The sequence below is a fragment of the Enterococcus sp. DIV0167 genome (assembly GCF_050541555.1).
Classification (GTDB): Bacteria; Bacillota; Bacilli; order Lactobacillales; family Enterococcaceae; genus Enterococcus; species Enterococcus faecalis.
Genome location: NZ_CP172933.1, coordinates 579,192 through 603,987, shown reverse-complemented (window position 1 = coordinate 603,987; position 24,796 = coordinate 579,192). Strand labels below are relative to the sequence as shown.

At 38.7% G+C, this 24,796-nt stretch carries 26 protein-coding genes; all 26 read right to left on the bottom strand.

Annotation, left to right across the window (positions count from 1 at the left end):
- Positions 1–42 precede the first annotated feature (42 nt).
- Positions 43–792 carry a signal peptidase I gene (lepB, locus tag IGM09_RS02950; RefSeq protein ID WP_016616508.1) on the bottom strand — a complete coding sequence of 250 codons (750 nt, stop codon included), beginning with the start codon at positions 790–792 and terminating at the stop codon, positions 43–45.
- Between the two features lie 58 nt (positions 793–850).
- Positions 851–1,177 carry a hypothetical protein gene (locus tag IGM09_RS02945; protein WP_016616509.1) on the bottom strand — a complete coding sequence of 109 codons (327 nt, stop codon included), beginning with the start codon at positions 1,175–1,177 and terminating at the stop codon, positions 851–853.
- The gene (locus IGM09_RS02940; protein ID WP_010819795.1) at positions 1,158–2,453 is read right to left on the bottom strand and encodes a hypothetical protein; all 1,296 of its coding nucleotides are present in this window, start codon (positions 2,451–2,453) and stop codon (positions 1,158–1,160) included. Before IGM09_RS02940 ends, IGM09_RS02945 begins: the two co-directional genes overlap by 20 nt.
- A gap of 24 nt (positions 2,454–2,477) precedes the next feature.
- A complete protein-coding gene (locus IGM09_RS02935; RefSeq protein ID WP_010713841.1) occupies positions 2,478–3,173 on the bottom strand; it encodes a hypothetical protein in 696 nt (231 codons plus the stop codon).
- Between the two features lie 321 nt (positions 3,174–3,494).
- Positions 3,495–3,872, bottom strand: coding sequence for a type II toxin-antitoxin system PemK/MazF family toxin (locus IGM09_RS02930; RefSeq protein WP_002355729.1), 378 nt, complete (start codon positions 3,870–3,872; stop codon positions 3,495–3,497).
- Positions 3,873–3,887: 15 nt separating this feature from the next.
- Positions 3,888–5,003, bottom strand: a complete 1,116-nt coding sequence (gene alr / locus IGM09_RS02925) for an alanine racemase (protein WP_016616511.1) — start codon at positions 5,001–5,003, stop codon at positions 3,888–3,890.
- Positions 5,004–5,032: 29 nt separating this feature from the next.
- Positions 5,033–5,386 carry a holo-ACP synthase gene (gene acpS, locus IGM09_RS02920; protein ID WP_002355727.1) on the bottom strand — a complete coding sequence of 118 codons (354 nt, stop codon included), beginning with the start codon at positions 5,384–5,386 and terminating at the stop codon, positions 5,033–5,035.
- Positions 5,387–6,016: 630 nt separating this feature from the next.
- Positions 6,017–7,564 carry a degradosome RNA helicase CshA gene (gene cshA / locus IGM09_RS02915; protein WP_002355724.1) on the bottom strand — a complete coding sequence of 516 codons (1,548 nt, stop codon included), beginning with the start codon at positions 7,562–7,564 and terminating at the stop codon, positions 6,017–6,019.
- 302 nt (positions 7,565–7,866) lie between these two features.
- A complete protein-coding gene (locus IGM09_RS02910; RefSeq protein ID WP_002355722.1) occupies positions 7,867–9,240 on the bottom strand; it encodes a UDP-N-acetylmuramoyl-tripeptide--D-alanyl-D-alanine ligase in 1,374 nt (457 codons plus the stop codon).
- Between the two features lie 78 nt (positions 9,241–9,318).
- Entirely contained in the window at positions 9,319–10,389 is a 1,071-nt protein-coding gene (locus IGM09_RS02905) for a D-alanine--D-alanine ligase (protein ID WP_002355721.1), read from the bottom strand.
- Positions 10,390–10,529: 140 nt separating this feature from the next.
- Positions 10,530–10,976 carry a YaiI/YqxD family protein gene (locus IGM09_RS02900; protein ID WP_002361319.1) on the bottom strand — a complete coding sequence of 149 codons (447 nt, stop codon included), beginning with the start codon at positions 10,974–10,976 and terminating at the stop codon, positions 10,530–10,532.
- Positions 10,973–12,001 (bottom strand): hypothetical protein, encoded by a 1,029-nt coding sequence (locus IGM09_RS02895; protein ID WP_010713844.1) that lies wholly within the window; start codon positions 11,999–12,001, stop codon positions 10,973–10,975. The genes IGM09_RS02900 and IGM09_RS02895 overlap by 4 nt, the downstream gene beginning before the upstream one ends.
- Positions 12,002–12,094: 93 nt before the next feature.
- Positions 12,095–13,105, bottom strand: coding sequence for a sugar kinase (locus tag IGM09_RS02890; RefSeq protein WP_002415894.1), 1,011 nt, complete (start codon positions 13,103–13,105; stop codon positions 12,095–12,097).
- A 9-nt stretch (positions 13,106–13,114) separates the two neighbouring features.
- Positions 13,115–13,858 carry a 2-dehydro-3-deoxy-phosphogluconate aldolase gene (dagF, locus tag IGM09_RS02885; protein ID WP_002361094.1) on the bottom strand — a complete coding sequence of 248 codons (744 nt, stop codon included), beginning with the start codon at positions 13,856–13,858 and terminating at the stop codon, positions 13,115–13,117.
- Between the two features lie 3 nt (positions 13,859–13,861).
- Entirely contained in the window at positions 13,862–14,968 is a 1,107-nt protein-coding gene (locus tag IGM09_RS02880; protein ID WP_010707792.1) for a DgaE family pyridoxal phosphate-dependent ammonia lyase, read from the bottom strand.
- A complete protein-coding gene (locus IGM09_RS02875; protein ID WP_002381282.1) occupies positions 14,958–16,067 on the bottom strand; it encodes an amidohydrolase/deacetylase family metallohydrolase in 1,110 nt (369 codons plus the stop codon). The genes IGM09_RS02880 and IGM09_RS02875 overlap by 11 nt, the downstream gene beginning before the upstream one ends.
- Positions 16,068–16,075: 8 nt before the next feature.
- Positions 16,076–17,164, bottom strand: coding sequence for a DUF871 domain-containing protein (locus IGM09_RS02870; RefSeq protein WP_033624853.1), 1,089 nt, complete (start codon positions 17,162–17,164; stop codon positions 16,076–16,078).
- Between the two features lie 8 nt (positions 17,165–17,172).
- Positions 17,173–17,472, bottom strand: coding sequence for a hypothetical protein (locus IGM09_RS02865; RefSeq protein ID WP_033624852.1), 300 nt, complete (start codon positions 17,470–17,472; stop codon positions 17,173–17,175).
- 25 nt (positions 17,473–17,497) lie between these two features.
- Positions 17,498–18,811 carry a PTS sugar transporter subunit IIC gene (locus tag IGM09_RS02860; RefSeq protein WP_002358780.1) on the bottom strand — a complete coding sequence of 438 codons (1,314 nt, stop codon included), beginning with the start codon at positions 18,809–18,811 and terminating at the stop codon, positions 17,498–17,500.
- 130 nt (positions 18,812–18,941) lie between these two features.
- Positions 18,942–19,637 (bottom strand): DUF4310 family protein, encoded by a 696-nt coding sequence (locus IGM09_RS02855; RefSeq protein ID WP_002361314.1) that lies wholly within the window; start codon positions 19,635–19,637, stop codon positions 18,942–18,944.
- Between the two features lie 19 nt (positions 19,638–19,656).
- Positions 19,657–20,436, bottom strand: coding sequence for a DUF4311 domain-containing protein (locus IGM09_RS02850; RefSeq protein WP_002355709.1), 780 nt, complete (start codon positions 20,434–20,436; stop codon positions 19,657–19,659).
- A gap of 15 nt (positions 20,437–20,451) precedes the next feature.
- Positions 20,452–20,808: a DUF4312 family protein gene (locus IGM09_RS02845; protein ID WP_002355708.1), complete on the bottom strand. Its 357-nt coding sequence runs from the start codon at positions 20,806–20,808 to the stop codon at positions 20,452–20,454.
- 30 nt (positions 20,809–20,838) lie between these two features.
- Positions 20,839–21,195, bottom strand: a complete 357-nt coding sequence (locus IGM09_RS02840; RefSeq protein ID WP_002355707.1) for a glycine-rich SFCGS family protein — start codon at positions 21,193–21,195, stop codon at positions 20,839–20,841.
- Between the two features lie 14 nt (positions 21,196–21,209).
- Positions 21,210–21,533: a PRD domain-containing protein gene (locus tag IGM09_RS02835; protein WP_002386165.1), complete on the bottom strand. Its 324-nt coding sequence runs from the start codon at positions 21,531–21,533 to the stop codon at positions 21,210–21,212.
- A complete protein-coding gene (locus IGM09_RS02830; RefSeq protein WP_002388793.1) occupies positions 21,499–23,418 on the bottom strand; it encodes a BglG family transcription antiterminator in 1,920 nt (639 codons plus the stop codon). Before IGM09_RS02830 ends, IGM09_RS02835 begins: the two co-directional genes overlap by 35 nt.
- 369 nt (positions 23,419–23,787) lie before the next feature.
- Entirely contained in the window at positions 23,788–24,753 is a 966-nt protein-coding gene (locus IGM09_RS02825) for a Gfo/Idh/MocA family protein (protein WP_033624851.1), read from the bottom strand.
- Positions 24,754–24,796 lie beyond the last annotated feature (43 nt).

The window sequence follows — 24,796 nt, the reverse complement described above, 5'->3', positions numbered from 1 at the left end:
AAAGCTTAAGTGCCCTACTCTTAAATGGCTGACTTAAGCTTTTTATTTTACTTTCCCTATTTCCTTAAACGGCGCCATTTTAAACACCACGATTCCTTCAATCGCTTGTATCTCGACAAAGCCGAACGTACGACTATCACTTGAATGCGTACGATTGTCCCCTAAGACAAAGTAATGACCAGCTGGAATCTTCTGAAACAGGCGAAGTTGGGCTGCCGCTTCTTCTGATAAGTCAAAACGACTGGCATTCTCAGGCAGTGCCTCATTATCGCTTGCTATAGGTTCTTCTGAAAGATAAAGTTTTCCCTCATTTACCCAAATTCGATCACCAGGAACCCCGATAATTCGCTTGACGTACGTACCTTTGCTAGCTAGCGGTGCTTTAAATGCAATCACATCGTACCTTGTTACTTGCTTCGTCCGTTGTACTAAGACTCGTTCCCCTGCGTTAAGTGTCGGCTTCATGGATTGCCCAGCAATTGGGTAGCTAGATGTCTTTAACACAAAAAAGAACACAAAAATGGCGAAAAGAATAGCTGGCATAAAAAATTTAACGACTTGGATGCGTTGTTTCTTTTGGTAGGCTTGCCGCTTTTTTTTAATCTCTTCAGCGGTCATTTTTCTTTGTGGGCCTCTTATTGATCGATGGTTATCTGTTTGCTCAAGCAAATATTCCATTGCTGTGTTAGCCTTTTGCTTTTTTAGCTGATATGTCGCAGGCAACTTTTGCTTCAAGAAGGCGCGCTTAATGTGGCGAATTGTTCGCATAACTGGCTTTATCCATTCTTCCATCGTTTTCTTAAAAGGAAAAGCTCCTTAAATAAACTTTTCCTTTCTTTACTCCTTTTTTCTATTTGACTAATTGCGTTCCTTTTTTTATATAACTACTACGTAACTGGTTCTCCTTCATAAACTGATTCAGTGGTTTCTGCGCATCTTGTGCCAGCTCCCAGATACTTTGATTTGCTTCTACAAGATATTCGCTCTTCTCTGTTACTATGTTTTTCCTGATAAGCGGTTGCCTTAGCGGCTGCTCTTTCTTTGAGACAACAGCAGCCTGTAATCGTTCTGCAGAGCCACTTAGTGTAACAGCTAAAAAAAGGACCCCAAGACAATGTAGTTTCCTTGCTCCCGTTAACTTTTTACTGACCATTTTATTAATAGTTATCTTGTTCAAGACGTGTCAGTTTAGTTAAGCGTTCCTCTAATTCGCGATAAATCTCAAGTACTTCTACTTTTGACGCTTCGACTTCATTCGAAATACTTTTCGCTCGATTACCAATATTTAACATTTCTAATTCTGCAGAATTGATTAGGTGTTTTGCTTCTACTTTCGCTTCATTAACAATCCGATTGGCTTCTTTTTTGGCAGAAACCATCACTTCGCCAATTTCTTGTTGCGATTTTAAAGCCTCTTCTTGTAATTGCTGATTTTTCATTAATAAATCGTTAATTTGCTGTTTTGCGCGTAGCAGTTCTGTTAACTGCTCACTACTCGGTTCAATATTTTTTGAAACGGCTTGTAGTGTCTTCAATTCTTTTTGAACTTGTTCTAAATTGTCTTCTTTGGCCTCTACTTCTTTTCTTAGAGCAGCTAATTCCCCTTCGTAAACTTGCTTTTCAGCAAGATGTTTGTCATTGACACCTTGCAGTCGCCCTAATTTTACTTCTGCTTCATTTTTTTGCTGTAAACTATTTTGAAGCTCATTCTTTAACTCCTCCATGCGTTGTTTCACAATCACTTCTTGTTGGACAGCCTCTTGTAAGGCTTGTTTTTCGGCTTCTACTTTTTGTAATTGTACAGTTAGTTTTTCAATTTGTTCCTGCAATGCTTGTTGAGTCGTTGTGCTTTCTTCTAATTCTGTCGTTAACGTTTCTACTTGCTTTTCCATTCCTGTAATATCCCCTTTTTTCTCCAACTTTCCTTTTTCTTCTGCTAACTGGTTGTGTAATGTCTGGATATGTTGTTGCTGTTCAGCCGATTCTTTTTCTAATTCTGCCACTTGCTGCGTTAATTCACTTTCTAAACGTTCCATTTGATTATGTACAGTGGTTAATTGTTTTTCTGCGTTTTGCAGATTTGTTTGAAGAGTGGTAGCCTCTGTCGTGGTTTCACTGTTCGTTTCCAGTTGCTCTTCCAATTCAAAAATTTCATGTTCTTTTTGATTTAGTATTTCAAGTAATGACTGGTTTTTTTCTTCTAATGCTTGTTTTTCCGTTTCTTGTTGGTTCTTTAATTGCTCATTTTCTTCTTGAAGTTTTTTAAAGGCTGTTTCTTTTTTCTGATAGTAGGTGAGCCTTTCTCTTAACGTCGCCATTTCTTTTTCCTGTTGTTCTGGTTTGATTCCGCTAATTATTTTTTCTGGTTCGAATCCTGGCTGAAAAAAGACTTCTTTTTCAAGCGTATCATCCGAAATATCTTTAATTTTTTTGATTAAACGTCTTTTTGTCATCTATATGTCCTTTCTCTCGTCCTTTTAACTAATCACGACAGGCTCCAAATTTGTTTCCAACGTCTCACGAGCATACGTATCAATGGATTTGACAAGGGTTTGCTCTTGATCTCGATAAGTAAAATTAAAATCAATCATGGTAATTTCTTTAACTGAATTCAACGCTGCAATCAGTGCTACAATATTGTCTTGACCTGTTTGAAATTCATGGTAACTTAAGCCAACTGAAAAAACAGACAGTGTCAAGGTTTGTGTTTTTTCACTTCTAATCATTGTGATACTCGTCTCTCCGAGGTAAGGACGCCATTCACGCGCTAATTGTAATTCATAATTCGTCAAGACAGCGGCCGATTCTGCCGAAACAGCTTGCTTCCAGGGAAACTGATTTAAGGCTGTTTTTTTAATCGCTTGTTTTTTTATTTTGTCACCTTGAGCAGCTTGGCCTTGTGCCAAACGCTCGATCCGCTGTTCCATGCGGATATTTCGTTGATTTAATTGATAATATGTATAAACAATTCCTAACAATAATACGCTAAGTAGACAAACACTAAACAATAAATAAATCATTAAACGGCTATTTTTCTGATACTTATAGAAATTTATTTTCCTCTTTAATGTCCGGTCCTCTGAATCCAGTTTTTCGACAAGTAATCGCAAATACAATTGATAGCTTACAAATAAAAATAAGCAACTACTCATTAAAAGTACAACAATCATCATACAAATATAATCTCCTTTATGTCATCACTCGACAATCAAAACTTGTAAAATCACCTGTTACGCTCTTTAAAAACTCTATATAGTATTGATTGTAACATTCCGTTTGAGCCTTGCCAACAACTTTATTTAAAATAAGATGATAAAAATTTGAATTTTATATTTATATTTTAATTTTTTAAATACAAAACAAAAAAACAAGAGAGATGCCACTTGGCTATCTCTCTCGCTTTTACTCAAACTATGTTTAACGAACCGAACTAGATCAGTCGCTTTTAAAAAAATCCAATTAGTCTTTGTTGATTTCATAGTAGCTATCGTTCTTTATGTAGCTGAATTTGCTTTTGCTGGGGCTGAATCGCTACTAAGTCCAACACTGATGCCTAAGGCACGATCAACTTCTTCCATAATATCAAGTCTCAAATGACAAACTTTTTCTTTCAAGCGACCCTTATCGATTGTTCGAATCTGCTCTAAAAGAATCACTGAATCTTTTTCAATGCCCGTTTCATCAGAATTAATCCCGATATGTGTTGGCAATTTTGGCTTTGCCATTTTGGCTGTGATCGCCGCAACGATAATCGTTGGGCTAAAATGATTACCTAAGTTATTTTGGACAACAAGGACAGGTCTGACGCCACCTTGTTCCGAGCCCACTACTGGGGAAAGGTCTGCAAAATAAATATCTCCGCGTTTGACCATAGTGGAACCTCCTATCTAGTTATATTCTCTGGGGATTCTTTGTGAGAAAGTACATGCAACTTCATAATGAATGGTTTCTAATTTTTCGGCTACCATTTGTAACGTATTTTCTTCATTGCCATCTTTTCCAACTAATGTAACGACTGAGCCGACAGGAACTTCTTCTGCTAAACGAATCATACATTGATCCATACACACTCGTCCGACGATTTCGCAACGCTTACCATTCACGAGCACTGTAAATCCTTGGAGATGACGCAACCAGCCATCTGCATAGCCGATTGGCACTGTCCCAATCCACTCTTCGGATTCAGTCACGTAGGTTTCGCCATAGCCAATTCCTTCGCCAGCCGCTAAGCGTTTTACATGGATGAGTTCACTGGTCAACCGCAAGGCCGGCTTTAACGCATAGCTTGGGGCCAGCTTATTACCTGAAGGGTTCAAACCATACATGGCTACACCATAGCGAATCATGTTTCCTGACACATCAGGATGCCATAACGCTGTCGCACTATTGCTAACATGGACATACCGAGGTAACTCTTCTAAAACTGCTAGAACAGCCTTAAAACGCCCTGCTTGTTTTTCAAAATAGCTTGTATCGATTTCATCAGCTGTTGAAAAATGAGTGAAAATCCCTTCCCATAAAAATTCTTTGTGGGATTGAACAAACCGCACTGCTTGCTTAGTCTCTTCTGGGGTTAAAAAGCCAATCCGTCCCATGCCAGTATCGACTTTTAAGTGAACACGTAATGGCGTGTTACTCTCAGGCGTTAGTTGTTGAAGAGCAGCTTCTAACCATTCTTGTGTAGCTACCGTTACAGATAAATCATATTGAATCAACAAAGGCACATAAGCTAAGTCTACCACACTCAAAATTAAAATGGGGTCCTGAACACCTGCTTCTCTCAATTCAATTGCTTCATCCAATAAGGCGACACAAAAACCTGTCGCGCCACCTTTTTTCGCCGCTTTAGCGGATTCTACGGCGCCATGCCCATAGCCGTTCGCTTTTACAACCGCAAATAAAGCGGTTCCTTCTGGCAAACGTTGACATTCCTTTTGGACATTTTCAGTAATTGCTTGCGTATCGATATGTAACCGTGTAGGACGATGCCATCCAACGACCATTGTACATCCTTCTTTCTTCGTTGCTTCTATTATTCGCTTTCTAAAACAATTTGTGCAATCGCCATAGTATCTGTGTGCGTAATCGAGACAAACACTTTACCATTATGGGGCGAGTTTGCTACGTATGGTGCACCTGTTTTTTCAGTCAGCACCTCAATATCTTGTAAACCAACTTTACCAATCCCTGTGCCCCATGCTTTAGAGAACGCTTCTTTACAAGCAAAACGACCAGCTAAAAATTCTATTTGACGTTTTGTAGATAACTTTTCAAAAAGGGTCAATTCGTTAGGTGTTAAAACCCGTTGAATAAATGATCCTTGTTTTTCAACAATCGGTTTTATCCGACTTAATTCTACTGCGTCAATACCAATTCCCTTTATCATTTTCCGCCTTACTTCCTATTTAATATAGTTACTCCGAATTACCTTTCATTTTAACAAAATTTCAAAATTTTTCCACTGATTCGCTAAAAAAATAAAGAATGTTTTACAAGATCTCACACAAATTGAAGTACCATACGTTTTCTTCCTATTTACATTTTTATAAAATTTTTCTGAATTTTTATAAAAGTAAGACAACAACTAAGAAGTATCGGAAAAAAATCAGGAAACTAAGCGGATGTTTTAATATTTTATAGCAAATTTTGGCTACTTATGGGAGAATAAAAAGAAAAAGGAGAAAAACGTATGACTTTAACTTCTCGGCAAAAAAAGTTACTTCGTTGCGCCCTGTTTATTTTTACTTTGTTGCTCTACATATTTCCAATCTTCTTTAAAAATCCCAGCCTATTTTTTTTCTTGCAACTGGTTTGGATTATAACCATTCATTTGCTACAACAAAAACTGAAACTCTTCAATCTAACTTCCTCGTTGAAAACTTGGATAATTTTGGCGTTTTTCTTTTTCTATATCATTTTGATGCCTTTTTTACTTTTTTTAAGTTTTTCTATTTAACGATTATCTACCAAAAAAGAGCGAGTGTTCCGTTCATAGACGGAACACTCGCTCTTCTGATTATTTAGCGTTTTCGCGAATGACGAAACCACGTTTTTTATCGTTATGACGTTTGCCGCCACGTTGATCTTTATTTTTGCGGTCGCTATTTTTGTAATTACGGTCGCCATCTTTATGGTTTTTGTTGCCACGATAGCTGCCACCTTTACCATTGCCACCACGGTTGCGATTACGGTTGTTCCCACCGCCACCACCACGGCCATTTTTGTTAAAGCCTTTTTTATTTGAAGGCAATGGACGTTCTGGGGTAATTTTTACAGGAACCGCATCTGCTGGATCTTTCGCTACTGTTTTTAATAATAACGCAGCTAAGTCTGTCGCTGAATATTTTTCTAATAACGCTTCAGCAGATTCTAGATATTTGTCTAAACCATTTTCTTCTAGATCACTTTCGATGGTTTCAACAGCTGCACTTAATTGTCCTTTAAATGCTTCTTTTTCGGTTGGTGGACGTAATGGTGTCATCCGTTTTTTCGTTAGGTTTTCGATGACATGTAAGTAACCCATTTCGTTTGGTGTTACAAACGTCACAGACATACCGCCTTTACCAGCACGACCTGTCCGACCAATACGGTGAACATAACTTTCTGGATCTTGTGGAATATCGTAGTTATAGACATGGGTGACACCTGAAATATCTAACCCACGTGCTGCTACATCTGTTGCCACTAAGATATCTAAGTTACCATTTTTGAATGAACGTAAAACGCTCATCCGTTTTTGTTGTGATAGGTCGCCATGGATGCCTTCTGCTTTGTAACCACGCGCTTCTAACCCGCGGGCAAGTTCATCAACACGGCGTTTTGTCCGACCAAAGACAATGGTCAATTCTGGGGTTTGCACGTCTAGTAAACGTGTCATAATGTCAAATTTTTCAAAGTCTTTTGAACGTACATAATATTGATCAATTAAATCAGCCGTCATTTCTTTGGCTTTAATCTTCACATGTTCTGGTTGTTTCATGAATTTCACGCCAATATTCTTGATTGCTGGCGGCATAGTTGCTGAAAATAGAAGTGTTTGACGTTGTTCTGGCACTTGTGAGATGATTTTTTCAATGTCTTCCAAGAAGCCCATGTTTAACATTTCATCTGCTTCGTCTAAAACTAATGTTTCAACAGTTTCTAATTTCAAGGTACGACGGTTAATATGGTCTAGTAAACGTCCTGGTGTACCTACAACGATATGTGGACGATCTTTTAGTCCACGGATTTGGCGACCGATATCAGCCCCACCGTAAACGGCTTGGACGCGAATCTTTTTATCGCGGCCTAAACGGAATAACTCTTCTTGTGTTTGGATAGCCAACTCACGGGTTGGTGCAATGACTAATCCTTGAATAACGCGGTTGTCTGCGTCAATTTTGTTAAGCATTGGTAAGCCAAAAGCAGCGGTTTTCCCTGTTCCTGTTTGTGCTTGTCCGATTACGTCTTTTCCTGCTAACGCTAACGGAATTGTTTCTGATTGAATAGGGGTTGCTTCCTCGAAGCCTGCGCGTTCTACCGCTGATAATAATTCTGGCGCTAAACCAAGTTCTTTAAATTTCAAATGATATCCTCCTAGATTTTGTTTCGGAAAGAACGATTTCTTCCTAGTTTCAGGTGTCTTCACTTTCAGTTGTTAAAAAGAAATCCATTATAGTGTGCCAACTATTTCTTCTTTCCTGATTTCACCGAAAAATTCACCTTATGGCATTAGAAAAGCCAAACGTGGTCGTTCAGCTTCACATTTATTATTAAACATAGAAATAGATCTATTTTATTTACTACGATTCAATTTTTCTCGTCATCTTCCGGCAATAGGTCATTCTATCATAGAATCCCATTTTCAGCAAGTTTTATGAAACTTATTTACTTTTCCAAAAGTGCATCGATGACTTCACGAAGTCCCATCCCGTTACTTCCCTTTAAAACCACCATGTCTTCTGGCTGTAAAACTTTTTTGACAGCTTCAATCAACTCATTTTTTTCTTCTTTTTTAAAAGAATGAATGTTAGCTGGTGCATAGGTTTCTTGCAATTTATCAGCTAAATAAGCCATTTCAGAACCATATAAAAAGACTTCTTCAATCGCATCTGGGGCTAAATGCTGCGCCATTGCTTGATGCATGGCAGCAGAATCAGGACCTAATTCCAGCATGTCTCCTAAAACAGCAATTCGTTTTCCTACTTTGGACATTTTGCTAAAACTGTCCAGAACAAGACCCATAGCTGTCGGATTGGCATTGTACACGTCACTTAAAATTTCGGCACCATTCGCTGCTTTCAGCCATTCTGTCCGATTCTTTGTTAGTTCCGCTGTAGCCAACCCTTTTTGAATCTCACTATCCGTTAATTGGAAATACCGACCAATGCCAATTGCGATTAATGCATTGGTGACATTATAGGTTCCTGGCACTGGAATCGTAAACGTCATTTGTGTATCACTGATTTTGAATGAGGTTTGCTCTTTGGCTTCATTTGTGACGATTCCTTGAAGTTGACTTTCCTGGCTAAAACCAAAAGTAATCACTTGTTGCGTGACTTTTTCCACCAATGGTTCTAGCAAAGGTTCATCGCTTGGCACAAATAAACTACCGTCTTTGGCTAAACCATCTACGATTTCCATTTTTGCTTGTGCAATGCCTGCTCGTGAGCCTAAATTTTCCACATGGGCTTCGCCAATCATTGTGATGGCGGCAACTTCTGGCTGAGCCAGATTGGAAAGGAAAGAAATTTCCTGAGCGTGATCCATACCCATTTCTAAAATCAGTTTTTCTGTTTCATCAGGCATGTGTAAAATAGTATAGGGTAAGCCAATTTGATTATTGTAATTGCCTTGCGTTTTGTAAGTCACAAACTTTTCAGATAACACAGCAGCAATTAAATCTTTAGTGGTGGTTTTTCCATTACTGCCAGTCACAGCGATGACATTCGGTTGCATTTTATTTAAATAATAGGTAGCTAATTTTTGCATAGCCACCAGTGGATCAGTAACATGCAAAACAGGCAATTGTTGCGGTGCATCGACTAAATCCTGTCCCCAAAAAGCGGCCTGACAGCCATTAGCCATGGCACTCTCAATAAAACGATGACCATCATTTTCACCTTGTAAAGGAACAAAGAGATTTCCTTTCACAATTTTACGACTATCAAATTCAATGCCTGTTAAAGGAAAATCAGGCCATTGTTGCCAATCATTACTGGCTTCAACCGCTTGCGCTACTTCCCAGAAGGTTAATTTCATTATGTTTTGCTCCTCTGACACAGGGACTGGGACATGCCAAAGTCTTGTCATGTCCCAGTCTTGTGTGATTTTTTCTTCTTAGTTATTATAAAATTCTTGGCGTTGTTTAAAACGATTCAAAGCTAACTGAATCAATTCCTCAATTAAATCACTGTATTTCAAGCCCATATTTTCCCATAGTAAAGGGTACATACTAAAGTCAGTAAAACCAGGCATGGTGTTCAATTCATTCAGGAATAATTCGTTTTTGCTTGTTAAGAAGAAATCACAGCGACTTAAGCCACTTCCATCTAACATAATATACGCTTTTTTAGCATATTCTTGCGCTTGATGGGCTACTTCTTCTGGAACATGCGCTGGGATTTGCATTTCAATCGTGTTATTGATGTATTTTGCATCATAATCATAGAAAGCGACATCTTTCACCACTTCACCAGGTAAAGTCGTACGGACATCTTCATTTCCTAAAATGGCTACTTCAATTTCACGTGCTTCAATCCCTTGTTCAACAATTGCTCGGGCATCATAACGGAAAGCTTCTTCCAATGCTTCTTGCAATTCTTCACGATTTTCCGCTTTGCTAATTCCGACACTAGAACCCATATTGGCAGGTTTAACAAAGACCGGATAGATTAAAGAACCTTCACATTTTTCAAAGACTTCTTTTGGATTTCCTTTCCAGTCACTTCTTAAAACTGGCACGAATGGTACTTGTGGAATGCCAACAGTTTGTAAAAGATATTTCGTCATGATTTTGTCCATTGCGTTAGCACTAGCTAAGACACCTGCGCCCACATAAGGCATATTAATGGTTTCCATGAATCCTTGAATTGTTCCATCTTCGCCATTTGGCCCATGTAAAACAGGGAAAACAATCGCTTCTTCTTCATAAATTTCCGAAGGACTGATTCGTTTTCCTGAAAATTCGCCTGTTTCTTCAGGTGTTTGTGCCCAAGTTAAATGTAAAACTTCTTTATTTTGTGGTCGTTCAGATAAGAGAGGGCCTTTTACCCATTGACCATCTTTACTAATAAAGACTAACTGTACTTGATAATATTTATAATAGATTGCATTTAAAACGGAATATGCAGACAAAACAGACACATCGTGCTCTTCACTTCTGCCGCCATACAACAAAATAATCTTCAAATGCTTGTCCTCCTAGTTTCTTTCCTGTCTTTTAGAAAAAATTATTTTTCAAATTATCCTTACTTATTTTAGCATAAAACCCAGTTTCATAATAGAAGCAAATTTAGTGAAGGCAAAATTCTTTGCTTGCCTTTTCCTTGCTAAAGACTCCGTTCCACCAGCTCAATAAGGGCTTGTTTAAACGTTATTCTATCTTGGTCTGTAAAAGGTTTAGGTCCTTTCGTTCGGCCACCTTTTCGCCGAATTTGGCCACTAAAATAGCGTTGTTCTAACAATCCATCAATATTTTCTTTCGTATATTGATAACCCAGTTGATGTAAAACTGACACTCCCTTTGGCAAGACCAAGGAAGCTAAGCCATAATCTTGTGTAATTAAAAGATCCCCTTTTTTTATTAACTGCACAATTTTAAAATCAGCAGCATCCGCTCCTTTATCAACATACACAAAAGAGACATTTTCTGGATAATCTTTTAAGGAATAATGATCTACACTAGTAACAATCACCACATCCAAAGCTTTCTCTACAGCGACTTCAATAACCGTCTCTTTCACAGGTGAACCATCGCCATCGACAAAAATTTTCATTCATTTCCCTCGATTCTTCCTTGCTCTAACCATTTGGGATGACGTTGAAAGTAGTGTTGTAATTCGTCAAAAACGACTTCTTTAACCACTTCATATAACTCTGTATTTCTTAAAATGGTTTTCGTTGCATCCGTGTAGCGGGGCTTTGGTATCGTAATGGCTAAAACAAAATCAAATTCTGCTAAAAAACTATCTGCTGTCACAGATAATGAGTAATGTTGCTCCTCTAAAAATTGATTAAAGGCGGCCACTACGCCAGCAAGAAAACCCTCATAGTGGGTTCCACCAAGACTGGGATAATGCCCATTAACAAATGTTTTTTGCACTTGCGGCGCATGATTTTTACTCAAAATAAATTGAACAAGGGCCAATTCTGTTTGCTTGGCTTGAATAATCGGTGCAGCTTTTCTAGTTAATGGGTTATCTTTTTCAAATAAATAATTACTTAAACCTTTAGGGTAATAACAAAGATTTTTTTGTTCCTCTTCTTGTGTTAAGAGAATCTTTAAGCCTGGATTCAACATGGCAATCTGTTGACATTGTTGTAAAACACGCATATAAGAAAGCGATTCTGTACCAAAAATTTGCGTATCTGGCCAAAACAAGACTTCAATTCGTTCCTGGGTTTCTTCAATAGGTAATAATAATCGTTTTTTCAATTGCCCTTGATGGTAAATAAAAATAGTCCGCTGTTTTTCTTGATCGATACTGATTCCTACTTGTTTTGAGAAGGCTTGTAAAACAGATAAATACAGAAAAGGTGGTTCTAAATCGACTTGCTTTTGTTCAAAAACAAGCGGTCGTGTGGAAGATACCTGAAAAGAGATTTGTTGACGTGATAACTGTATAGCAATTTTCCCTTGATTCTTTTCAATGAAAAACTCTAATAAACCGTTAATTGTCTGAACAAGTAAATTCTCTAAGCCGACTAAGCCAGTCGTTCCAATGAACGCTTCTGGTCGTTTTTGAATCCGTTCAATAAATTCATCATTTTCTAAAACTGTTAAAAGATGTGCAACACTCATCCTGCTGCCTCCTTTGCAATCTGTTTCTTTTAATTATAATGAAAAAAAGACCAGAAGAAAAGCCACACACGACTTTTCTTCTGGTTTTCTTCTTTAACGAATTAAATCAATATTCGGATGCTCAAGAACGTGATTCACTTGTTTGACCGTTGTCAAAGGAATATCTCCTTGAATCGTATGTGCAAGGACCCCATTGACTGTGGCAAAGGTAACTGCCTTTTCTAACGACCAATTTTGGCTATAGCCATATAAAATTCCCGCCGCATAAGCATCGCCAGCGCCAATTCGATCAAGATTAAGAAGCGGTCTTTTTTCACTCTGTTGGTACTCATTTTGGGTATATAAATACCCACTTAAGTAGTTTTGATTTTGGGAATGACTTCTCGTTGTCCCAGCAAACCATTCCAAATTGTATTGAGACATGAAACGCTGAATCAGTTCAGTTTCTTGTGCCTCACCTTCTAAATCTTCTCGCGGAATGAAACCTAATAGCTCGACCAAATCACGACGACTGCCAAAAACAATATCACAATAAGGTAAAATGCGTTCGTACTGTTGACGCATAAAGAGTGCGCTATTTGCTGTATTCAAACTAGGTCGATAATTAAAGTCAAAACAAACTTTCTTTTGACAGGCATGCGCCTTTTGAGCAAGTATCAAAGCAGCATCACGAGTTTTTTCAGTTAAACTTAACGAAATACCACAAATATGCACCATATCTACTTCCGCTAAAAAGGCCTCAAAATCGTAGTCCTTCGCCTCGCTGATGCCAAAAGCACTCTGATGGCGATTTTGATAAGTTACTTGTGTGGGTCGGATTCCATAACCCATTTCTGCAAAAAAACTACCAATATGATCGCCCTTTTCTCCTACCCATTGATCTGAAATTCCTAACTTCCTTAACGCTGCTTTGCCAGCTTCACCAAGACGATTGGCAGGTAATTTCGTAATCAATGCTGTTTCTAGTTGAAAATGAGCCAAATTTGCTAAGAGATTTACGCCAGTCCCTACAAAGTTCATTCTTAACTGCTCTGTTTGTTCTAACATTAGATACTCTGGCGGAGTGAAACGAAGCATGACTTCACCAAACGCAGCAATTTTCATCTTTGCCACCTACTTATTCAATGTGTTTTTCATCATAGTTAGTAACGTTTTCACGTCTTCTGTTCTAGTGTCCCCTGTTTCTTGATCGATAATTGAGCTGTAAACATGAGGAATGATTTTTTTAACGCCGGCATCCACCGCAATTTGAACAATTTCTTCAAAGTTTTCTAAATCAATGCCCCCTGTTGGCTCTAAATAAAAGTCATACTTGGCACAAGCTGCTGCTACTGCTTGGTATTCTTCTTTGTGAGCCAAGCCTTTCATCGGGAAATATTTAATGGAACTGCCCCCCATGTCTTTCAACAATTTGATGGCGGTTTCGATAGGTACTTCCGCCGCTGGCGCACCAGAGCTTAACGGACCTGTCGCAATGTTGACATAGCCAACTTTGCCTGTGGGTGAAACCAAGCCATTAATCACTGTTTCGTCTTGACGAAGTAAGGCCCGCGAAGCGCCGACACCTGTGAAGACTTGGTTCACGTGTTGCGGTTGTAAAACTTCTGATAAGCGAGCCACCATTTGACTTTGATTAGGATCGCCAGCCCCTAAGCCGACAGATAAAGCGTTGTTGGTTGCTGCTTGGTATTTTTTCATATCGTCAATGGCTGCTTCATCGGTTTCATAGTTTTTTGAAAGGACGCCTAACACAACATGCCCTTCTGCTGCTTCATAACAGGCTTGGGCATTTTCTACTGAATTGGCTAAGACGTTTAAACAAATGCGTTCTTCTAAATAATTAGGTTTTAATGACATGACTTATTTCTCCTTTGTGTCCATAATTTCTTGTAATCGTTGCACGATTTTGTTCATTTCTTCTTGATTGACAGAACGAATGTCAAATTCAATGATGCCATTGTTGGCTTGATATTCACGCGTATAAATGGCTGGACTTTCTGCTTTTAATGCTTGGATGACTTCCTTAGCGGTTTTTCTGCCGTCTACTTTGACACTGGCGCGATAAATGTCTCGTCCAGCGCCATCTTGGACGATTTTAGCGGTTAAATCTGACAAGTTGTTGATGGCTTCAACAAACGGTTTTAAGCGTTCTTGCATCGAAGCCCCTGATTCACTGCCATGCGCCAAGTATTCTTCCACTGCTTGCGTAAAGCCCAGGATATTGTCTTTGCCAATTTTCATTGCTCGACCAATGCCTTTACCTTGTAGGCGCACCCAGTCAATGTATTCTTTTTTCCCGACCACTAAACCGGCACTTGGCCCTTCAATGGCTTTGGCGCCGCTGTAAATCACCAAATCAGCGCCTGCTTCAGTGTATTTGAAAAGATCTTCTTCTGCTGCCGCGTCAACAATTAGCGGCACCTTGTGGCGTTGCGCCACTTTGGCCGCTTCGGCCACCGTCAGCATACTTTTTTGCACGGTATGATGGCTTTTGATGTATAGAATGGCCGCTGTTTTTTCAGAAATCATCATTTCCACGTGTTCTGGACTGCACATGTTGGCGTAGCCAGCTTCCACCACTTGGCCGCCGCCTTGTGCTACCATGACTTCTACAGGCGTGCCGTAGTCCACGTTGTGCCCTTTAGGTAAAACAATCTCTCGCTGTTCGATCTTTTCTGTATAGGGATGATACGCGTGGTACAAGCTGCCTTTTCCAATCAAGGCAGCCACCGATTGGGCAATCCCCGCCGAAGCCGAGGAAACGATTTGGGCATCTTCTACCTTCAACAAGTTGGCTAAAAAGGCCCCTGTTTGCACACTAAGTTCACTCATTTCAAAGAAATGTTCGCCGCCGAATCGTTGAGCCGCGAGGACTGCCTCCGAAACTTTGGAGACACCTAGAATGGTCATTTTGCCAGAAGCATTAATGACTTCTTTTAAGTGGAATTTTTCGTAACTAATTGTCATAGATTTGTCCTCCAATAATTGTTTTGATTGGGCGAATTTGCTCTTTGGCTACTCGTGTCAATCCATTAGAATCAGTCAATGTTTTTTCTTCTGCTTGAATCGTGAAAATCGTTAAATCAGCATCTTTACCTATTTCCAACGTGCCTTTTTGCGTTAAATGGAAATTCTCAGCAGGAGCCTTGGTTACCTTTTCAATAATTTCTGGCCAATCATAGCCGACCACACGGAGTTTTTCCATCGTTGTGGCTAAATCATAAACAGGACCATTTTCTCGGTTACGAATGTAAATATCTGTGCTAATTGATGCAGCTTTCATTCCCTCGCGCAACGCTGTTTCAGCTACGTGAAAATTGAAACTATCCGTACCATGCCCGATATCAAATACGACCCCTTTGTTGTACGCTTGCCAAGCGAAGTCTTTTATTTTATCCGTTGCTTGGTCTAAGATGCCATTTTCTTTCCCATTAAAACAATGGGTTAGGACATCCCCTTTTTCCATCAAGGCTAAAATTTCATCTAGATGAGGTGGTGCTGATCCAATGTGAACCATTAAGGGAATTTCTTGGTTTTCTTGCTGAATCTGTTTGGCCAATTCTAAAGGCGTAATGCCGTTATCGCCAATAACGGTCCTACTCATACGGGCTTTAATCCCTACAACAAAATCTGGTAATTCTTGGATCGCTTTTTTGACTAAACTCGCTTGTACTTTACTTAAATCTGCGAGTTCGTCCTGAGCAACGATGCCCCATTTAGAAATATTGACTAATCCAAAAACATTTGTTTTTGCTTGTTGCGCTAAGTCATAAAATTCATGAATGTTTTCAGCACCTGTTGTCCCAGCATCAATCACTGTCGTAACACCCTTTTTGACCCCAATTTCATCTGGATAATCATAATAAAGAGCCATTTTTTCAAAACAATGAACGTGATCATCTATCCAGCCTGCGGATACATAAGTACCTGGTTCTAAGTGGATAGTTTCTTTTGCAGAACCTGAAATAGTTGCTGCAACAGCAGCTATTTTTTTCTCTTTAATTGCAATTTCAACAGGCATACCATCTACTGTCTGTCCATTTTTTATAAGTAAATCGTAGTCCATATTCTTCCCTACTTTTCTATAAATCTAAATTTTGTCCAAGGCTTAATGAATTCTAATAATACAAGTTCTTCTTCTATAATACGCCCTACTCGATTTTTGCGTGAGTCTTGATGTGGTTCTAAAACGACTTGTAATTCATTTTTGTATTTTCCAAATGCATCATTTCCCACAACAACATCTCCAGGTTGTAGCATTGCTTGATTATCATGTGGGGGATTAGCTTCATTTTTATATTTTTTACGCACTTCTGTGGAACGAATCATCTGCTGAGTGATATCTCCACGGCGAAAATGTTGATTTTTTGTTACGATTTCTTTTTCAATTTCAGAAGTCGCTTCTTCAAAAACAATGGTCAATTCTGTTTGATAACGATTCAACTGACCCAATGCTTCTAATTCTTCGTTGGAAGCATAAGCATTTCCAATAACAACATCATCAATTAAATTTGTTGCAAATAAATGTTTAGCTTGAACAGTGACTGGCAACTGTCTATGCATTTCTAAAGTAGGTAGCCCATCATTCACATCCCAAGGACCAATTTCACCTACCTGTGATGAAATAAAAGTAGCTGTCCGAATACCTTCCTTTTTAAAACGGATGCTACATTTTTCAAAGAAATCATACGGCAATGCAGTTCCCGCTTGTGGATAAAAGTTATGACAACCATATAAGAAAGGTCGATTTGCTTCATACGTCAAAATGTTATCAAGATAAGCGACATCATTACTCATATTCAACTCAATAGCCACGCCGAATGGATTAAACGTCAACATGGCTTCTTTATTTCCATCAAACCCTGTATCCAATCGAATCCCATCAGCTCCTAATTCGCTGAAAAAAGTCAAATCATCATATGAAATTTCCAATTCATCAAAGATACTTGGAACGACATCTAAAATTGTTTCAAATCCTAAATTTTTCGCATAACTAATTAATTCTTTAAATTTTTTCTGAACCGCTTCTTTGCCATCGGTCACTTCTAACATACTCATAAAAATTCGAGTAAACCCACATTCGCTGGCTTTTTTTAAATACGCTTTATCTTGATTGATATCACTATGATCTGGATAAACTGATACACCTAATGCTCTTTTCATCTTCGTTCTCACACTCCGCTATTTTCAAATTTATTTCGAAATTTCCAAGCAATCACCGAGCTACACAGGATTGTTGTAGAGCCAACGAGCAATACTGGTTGATTTAGAAATCCGTCAATTATCATGGAAAGAGTAATACAAACTGCCGTAAAAACCAACGTCTTTACTAAACCAAGTTGATAAACAACAGTAGGCAACTGCCCTTTTTCTATAATAATTTGACTAACGATAAAAAAGAAAATGAACCAAATAATCATCTTATACGCTCCTGACTTTCTTCTCTGACTTAGAAGGGGCAGGATATTCATATCAGAACACCCGCCCTAACATTTTTTAATTTTTTGCTGCTTGTTCAGCTGCTAATTCTTCTGCTTCTTTATCCAATTGCTGTTTTTCATAAACTTTGAAAAATGGATAGTAGATAGCCATTGTAATTAAGAAGTTAACAATCACTAATACTGCGGCCGAGAAACTCCAATTGGTACTCATCCAAGCAGCAATTGGTGCTGGAATTGCAAACGCTAAGCGTGCAGCCATCATCGGAATTATATTAGCGACTGTTAAGAAATAAGATAACGTTGTGGTAATTAACGGTGCCACGATAAACGGAATACCTAAAATAGGATTCATTACGATCGGCGTTCCGAAAATAACTGGTTCATTAATATTAAACAAGCCTGGTAAGAACGATAAACGGCCAAGACTTTTCAGATACGTTGATTTAGAAAACATCATTAAAACAACTAAAGAAAGCGTAGTTCCAGCGCCACCAATCCAGATAAACCATTGTAAAAACTGTTCTGTAAAAATATTAGGTAACTGATGAACGTTTGCACCATTGGTAAAAGCTTCAAGGTTTTCTGCAATCGACATATCCCAGAAAGGACGAATAACTGGGCCCATAATCGCTGGACCATGAATCCCTAAAACCCAGAAGAAACAGATTAAGAAGACTGTTAGTAAGCCGCCAAATAAACTGTTACCAGCAAGGATACCTTTAAGTGGCATTAATAACGTACTCAAGAAACCATTCAAATCAAAACCAATTACGTGGCGAATAACCCAGAATAATAAAAGAATAACTGCTCCTGGAATTAACGCAATAAATGAATTTGACACTTCAGGCGGTACGCCATCTGGCATCTTAATCATAATATCTTTTTCAATAAAGAAGCGATAAATTTCAACAGATAACAGCGCTGTTACAATCGCACCAAATAAAGAAGCTGAACCTAAATTTGCTAAATTAATATAGCGCCCTGCTGTAATGACGTTGTCAACATCTTCAAAGACACGTGTTGGTGGTGCCGCTGTTACTAAAAAGGCCATTAATGCTAAAATTCCGCACGTCAAAGAGTCAAGCTTATAACTTTTGGCCAATGATGAAGCAATCCCAAATGTTGCATAAAGTGCAAGTAACCCCATCGTATAGCGGGAAGGAATATCTAAAATTGCTTGATAAGGTTCAATCAATTTTGTGTATGCCTCAATTGGAATATTTTGAAAAATTGTAAAGAATGAGCCCACAATTGTTAAAGGCATCGTTGCAATTAATCCTTTTCTAATCGCTGTCATATGGCGTTGCGAACCAAATTTATTCGCAATCGGCATTAACTTAACTTCCATCCACTGTACAAAACCATTCATTTGTTAATTCCTCCGTTCAACTAATAAAAATAATAATTATTTCGCATTTATAATAACATAGTAACATTATAATGTAAACGCTTATTCTTATTTGTGACAGAGAAAGTGCAAAACAAAAGGCTTTTTCTGATTATAAAGAAACCGGGAATATTGCACCAAAAATCATTGCGCCTAAAATTGCGCCCCCAGCGATTGGTTTTTTCCAAATGTAAAAGCCTAAAGCTCCTAATGTGGCACCAATCCCAATAGGAATCGAAGCTCCCGCCGCACTCAAAATAATTAATGGGCCTAAGAAACGTCCTGAGGCATTACCAGCCCCCATCATCACATCCGCACCAAAAGTGGAATTTCCTTGATTGATAGTAAATTTCCGAATCAACACAATTACGCCACCAACTGCTAACCCTAGTAGCGCACCTGTTAAAAGTGCTAAGCCAAAGTTTTCTACAGGTGCTTTAATACCCATGCTGAGGAAAATTGCAGGTACGCCAATCCCAATCCCCGTTAAAATTGAGCCACCTAAATCTAAAATCCCGACTAAAGAACCTTCTAAAATTCGTGCAAACAGGAAACTTGCACCAAATGCTGCGGCAGCGCCATAAGAACCACCATCTAAACCAGCTTTTAGCATCGCAACAATTGAAACTTCATTAAAGGCGCCCACACCATAAACTACATACATATGTGTTCCTGCAAAAATTGCCGCTGACATAATCCCGACTAAAATGGGAAAGCCCCAATCAGCATACCAAAAACTTTTGCCTTTTAAACCTTCTTGAATTTCTTGTTCTTGTTGTGCCCATTCATTTTTTTCTTGCTGTTCCATCTATGAGACCTCCTTTTTTCTATTTAACGGTGAAGACATTGTGTAAATTATTTAACCATTGAGGAATAGACAAGCGGAAACTTTCGATCATTTCTAAGTCGAACCCTCGGAAGAAGCCACTTAAAATAAATAATAAGATAATGGCACCAAGCATGCCGCGTGTCATTCGGGTCCAACCTAAATCATCGACACCTTTACCGATTAAGATCCCTAATACAACTCCTGGGACAGCATTGCCCATGACTAATTGAGATAATCCGCCAAATAACGTTCCCCAAAAACCCGTCCGTTTTCCTGCATCTAAAGCCGCTAGCCAGAATAAAACGGGCATCACAGTATTGATTAAAATCGTTGCTGCAGGTACCAACACCGCAACTGCTGTTACTTGTAGCGATTCTGGAATTGCTGCAGCTGTACTATTTAAGAAAGCCACAGTCGCCATTCCTACAAAGGCCCCGACAATCCCCATTTTTTTGGGATTATGCATCGTTTTAGTGACATCTTTATCCTTTACCAATAAAATTGCTGCAGCCCAGTTAGGCACAATCCGGTGGGTCACATCTTGTGTAAAGGCCCCTGCTCCCACGGCCGAAGCCCAAGCATTAAAGAAAAAACCTAAACCAAAAGAAAAGTGTGATGCTGGATCTCCTTGTGCCGCGTTCATTTCTCCTAATGTTCTAAATGCCCCTAACCCTTGCGTTTGCGGTGCATGAAACATCCGAGCAGCGCCTGCGCCAGCTGCAAAACCTAGTAAACCACCAATAAGCAATGACTTCAGCAAAATGATTACAAATTCCATTCCTTCTTCCTCCCTTTATACGCCTCTTTTTGAAAGAAACGGAACTACTACTGCGTTCGGTTCTTTAATTGTTTCCGTTAAAAAATCAACTTCTTCGACTGCAATGGCTTGGATTTCCACTTCTACAGCTAGTTCGACATGATAAATCACTCTCTTTCTAGGAAAGAAGAAGAACAGAAATTTTTCTGTATAAACTTGTTCTTTTGCCTGACGAATAGTTACTTCTTTCGGTTCAATCCGGATGAGGACCTCTGTTGTTTCTTTTAATACTTTTTTTGAAACATCATTCAACGCACTTGCAAAAGCTTCATTCTTCTTATTACCTTTTCCAGAAACAATCACGGTTTGTGTTGACCGTTTTGTGGCATCCATAATTACCGCTCCTTTCTAAGTTACTACTTTCTATGCTCCGTGTTTCTTAATAAATGCTTCAGTTACTCGTTTACCAAGTTCTTCCTGATCCATAAAACCAAATCCAAGAACAGTTTTCCCATCGTTAATTGCTGTTACCCCTTCTTCGATTGATCGCATGCCATGTCTTTCGGGATACCCGTATTTAGTAGCAGCCGTTAACGCCCCTGCACCACCACTGCCACAGAAAGAAATGCCTAAATCTGCCTTTTCTTGTTGCATCACATCTCCTAAACGCATATCAGCGCCCATTCCTGGAACAACAACCGCGCGACCACCGGCTTGCTCCACTCCTTTTGCAACATTTTGTCCTTTTCCTAAACGATCTGCGATAACTACTGTAATCATAACTTTTCCTCCTATTAATTGTTTTGTTTAGCAACTTCAAAATGAACAGCTAAAACATACCATTCATCTTCTGATAACTGACCAATTGCTTCTGTTGTTTCTTGTGCAATTTTCAACGTTTCTGGTGTTAGTTCCGTAAATAACGTCCGATCAACACCAGCTAATGTCGTTCCTTCTCTTGAACGATTCAGCATCTCATTGAGATGGTTAATCAAAATCGTCCACTGTAATTCCGTTGGTTCAATTTGTGCTTCTGCTAATCGCGCACTGGTTTGTTTGATAATCGATTGTAGCTTTTCTGGTTCAGCACTTTGTCGAATGATCTCCTGTGCTTCCATTGCTAGTTCCATCCTCTTCCTCCTTTGGTTGTTCTAAATAATTAAGTAATGCTGAAATTTCAGCATGATTGACAGGTAACTCATTTTTAGCAAATAAACATTCAATTTGCCGAATTTCTTCTTGCCGTTCATGAGATACTTCTCTATTACAAGGAATCTCTTCGTATTGTTTATTAAACGTAATCCGATGTGTCATTAATAAAACGTGAAGTAAAAAGGCTTCTTGATATTCGCTCAGTAACTTTGTTTGAAACATTCGTTTTAACTCTTCATAAATAATATACGCTTTTACTAATAAATCTTGGCTTTGTATCCGTTCATTTTTTTCAATTACATCAGATTTCGTGGAGCGAGCAGTACCTTTTCCTTGACGTTTCCCTAATAAAATTTTATCGACCTCTTCCCGAATCAAACTTAAGTCTGTGTCCGTCAACAATGGACTAACTTTAATAAATGGGTATGTCATTTCTTCAATTGGGAAAATACTCAATACCAAATCGGGCTTTTCTGCTTGAATCACTTCAGTTGCATTTAAAACAGAAGCAAATCCTGCGAGTTCAACGTTTGGTACTTCCTCTAAAATTTTTTGTTCAATTAAACTGGTCACACCTAAGCCCGTCGAGCAAACATACACAATCCTAACAACTTTAGCTTCCTGCTGTTGTCGTTCCTGAGCTGCCAAAAAATGCAACGCAATATATGCGCAGAAAGAATCGTTGACTAACAAAACAGAACGTTGAATTAATTGTTTACAGGCACTTTGAATAGCTAAAAATAACGCTGGGTGTTTTCCTTTGATTTCTTCAGAAAACGGATTGTATTCATTAATAAATAAATGTTTCTTTGTAAAACGTAAGGAAAGGTGTGCAAACAAGTTCGTAAATAATTGGCGATCATTTACAAAAGGATAATTCAGCTCTTTTGAAACGCTTTCAATCACTTGCTTTGTTAATTGAACCATATCTTGCCGTTGATGGGTTCCGAATAAATCACTATAAATATAAAAATATTCATCCGCTAATAAAGGCAAGTCATACCTTTCAAACACCTCTTGTAAAAGTAAAAGTGGTACTTCGTTCCGTTGTTCAAAGCGTGTTTTTTGCGATAACACTCGGTAAGTCCCAATTGTATGTGCCATCTGCATACGTGCTGCGGCAATTGCCACTCTCAACGTAATAGATAATATTTCGGCATAATCAAATTGATTTTGATCGAGTGGATTAATTAAATTTCGCATTTTTTTCAATGCACTACGATAACAACCTTGAAACAATGTCCCTGACCCAAATTTAATTTTAGGGATCTTTTCAGCCCCTTTTGTCTTTGTCACATAGTTCATAATTTGGTAAATATCGTATTCTGTAAGTTCTTTTTGAGTGATAAATTCCATCAGTAAGCGTACATTGCTTTCTTCACCACTAATTGTAAATCCTTGCCGTGCTTGGCGAATTAAGGTTAAATCATATGCTTGCAGCAACCGTTCGACCTGTTCCAAATCACTGACAATTGTGTTTCGACTCACTAATAATTCATCTGCTAGCTGCTGTGCCGTTAAGTACCCTTTGACTGACAATAATTGAAAAATCAATACATTGACTCGTCTTTTTTGATCAGGATAGGTTTCAAATCGATCGACATCGATAATTTCATTTTTTAACAGTAAGCGTTTAGAGTCAGGTAAATCTAGCCATATTCCCTTATTTCGTTTTGAATAAAGTGTCTCATCGTGCTGTTCAAACCAAGCACGAATATCTTCTAAATCATACTTAATTGTTCGAACGCTGACAGTAAAGTTCTCAGCTAATTCTTGCGTGGTAATGCTCCCTTCCAAATCCAAAAGCATCAATAAAATATTTATCGCTCTTTTGGACAACAACACGGTCATGCCTTGTCACCTCTTTTCTTTTCCCTTTACACTTAAAACTATAGCGTTATTTTATCTGTTCCACAACACAAAAAAGTTGCACTTATAAAAGTGCAACACTTCTCTTTTCATACAAAAAAATCCCTTAACAGTAGTAACTGTTAAGGGATACCACACTATTTATTTGCATAAATAGACAGAAACCTTCTCCACAAAAGTATTCTGTCCGACACGTTACAAATCCGGTAACTGATAGCCGTACTATCTGGTGTCGTTGTGTTTGACAATCACTAGCCGTCAAAACGGAATAGCCGAAGCTATCTGATTGAGTCAACTCGTCGCATAAAACACACTTTAACACAGAATAGTTTGGATAGCAAGTGGGGGTAATTATTCGTTATCAAACCATTCTTGATAAAAACTTTCAACAATTTTAACGGTTGCTATCGTTAATTCTTTCGTCATTACGGGGCTAGTTAACTTTTTGTCTTGTAAACATTGATTCACATGATTGATTTCATAGGTAAATTCACTAGTGAATTGTTCAGACCATTTGACAGTGTTGCCGTGAGCATCTGTATAATAAGCACAATCTGTTTTCCAGAAATTAGGAATAACGATTTGCCCTTTTGTCCCACAAATGGTCATTTCACTAGGTATCTTTAAACCAACATTAATAAAAATATTGCCCAGCGTCCCTTCAGCAAATTTCAAAGCTAAATTACATTGACTATCCGTCGCCCCTTGCTGATACGTTGCGGTTCCCGTAACCTCTTGAATCTCTTTCCCTAGTACGTATTGTAAGTATTGTAATGGATAACTTCCTGAGCCATGAAGCGCTCCACCACCCGCTTCTCTCGAGTAAAACCAGGGAATATGGTCCACATTGGGATAGGCAGTAACTGACTGAACCCATAAAATCTCTCCCAATCTCCCTTCTTGAATTGTCGCCTTTACTTTTTGGGTAATTGGTAAAAAGACAGACTTCTGAGCTTCCATTAGAAAAACCCCTTGCTCCTGTGCGATTGCGAAGAGTTCTTCTGCTTCAGCAGCATTTAATGTAAATGGTTTTTCCAGTAGGACGGGTTTTCCTTGTGATAACGCAAGCTTAGCTGCTGAGTAATGTCCTTGATTGTAGGTGGGAATATAAATAATATCAATTGTTTCATCCTTACATAACTCTTCATAACTGCCATAAGCCACCGGAATCGCTAATTCTTTAGCCATTTTTTGAGCATTCTCTAAACGCCTTGATGCAATCCCGCGCACTTCAGCTTGCGCGCTTTCTCGAAGCCCTGCTACAAATCTTGGGACAATTTGGGCAGTACTCATAATTCCATAACGAATTTTATCCATGTGATCGCCTCCTCTTTCACTATACGAGAAAAACAAATATTTG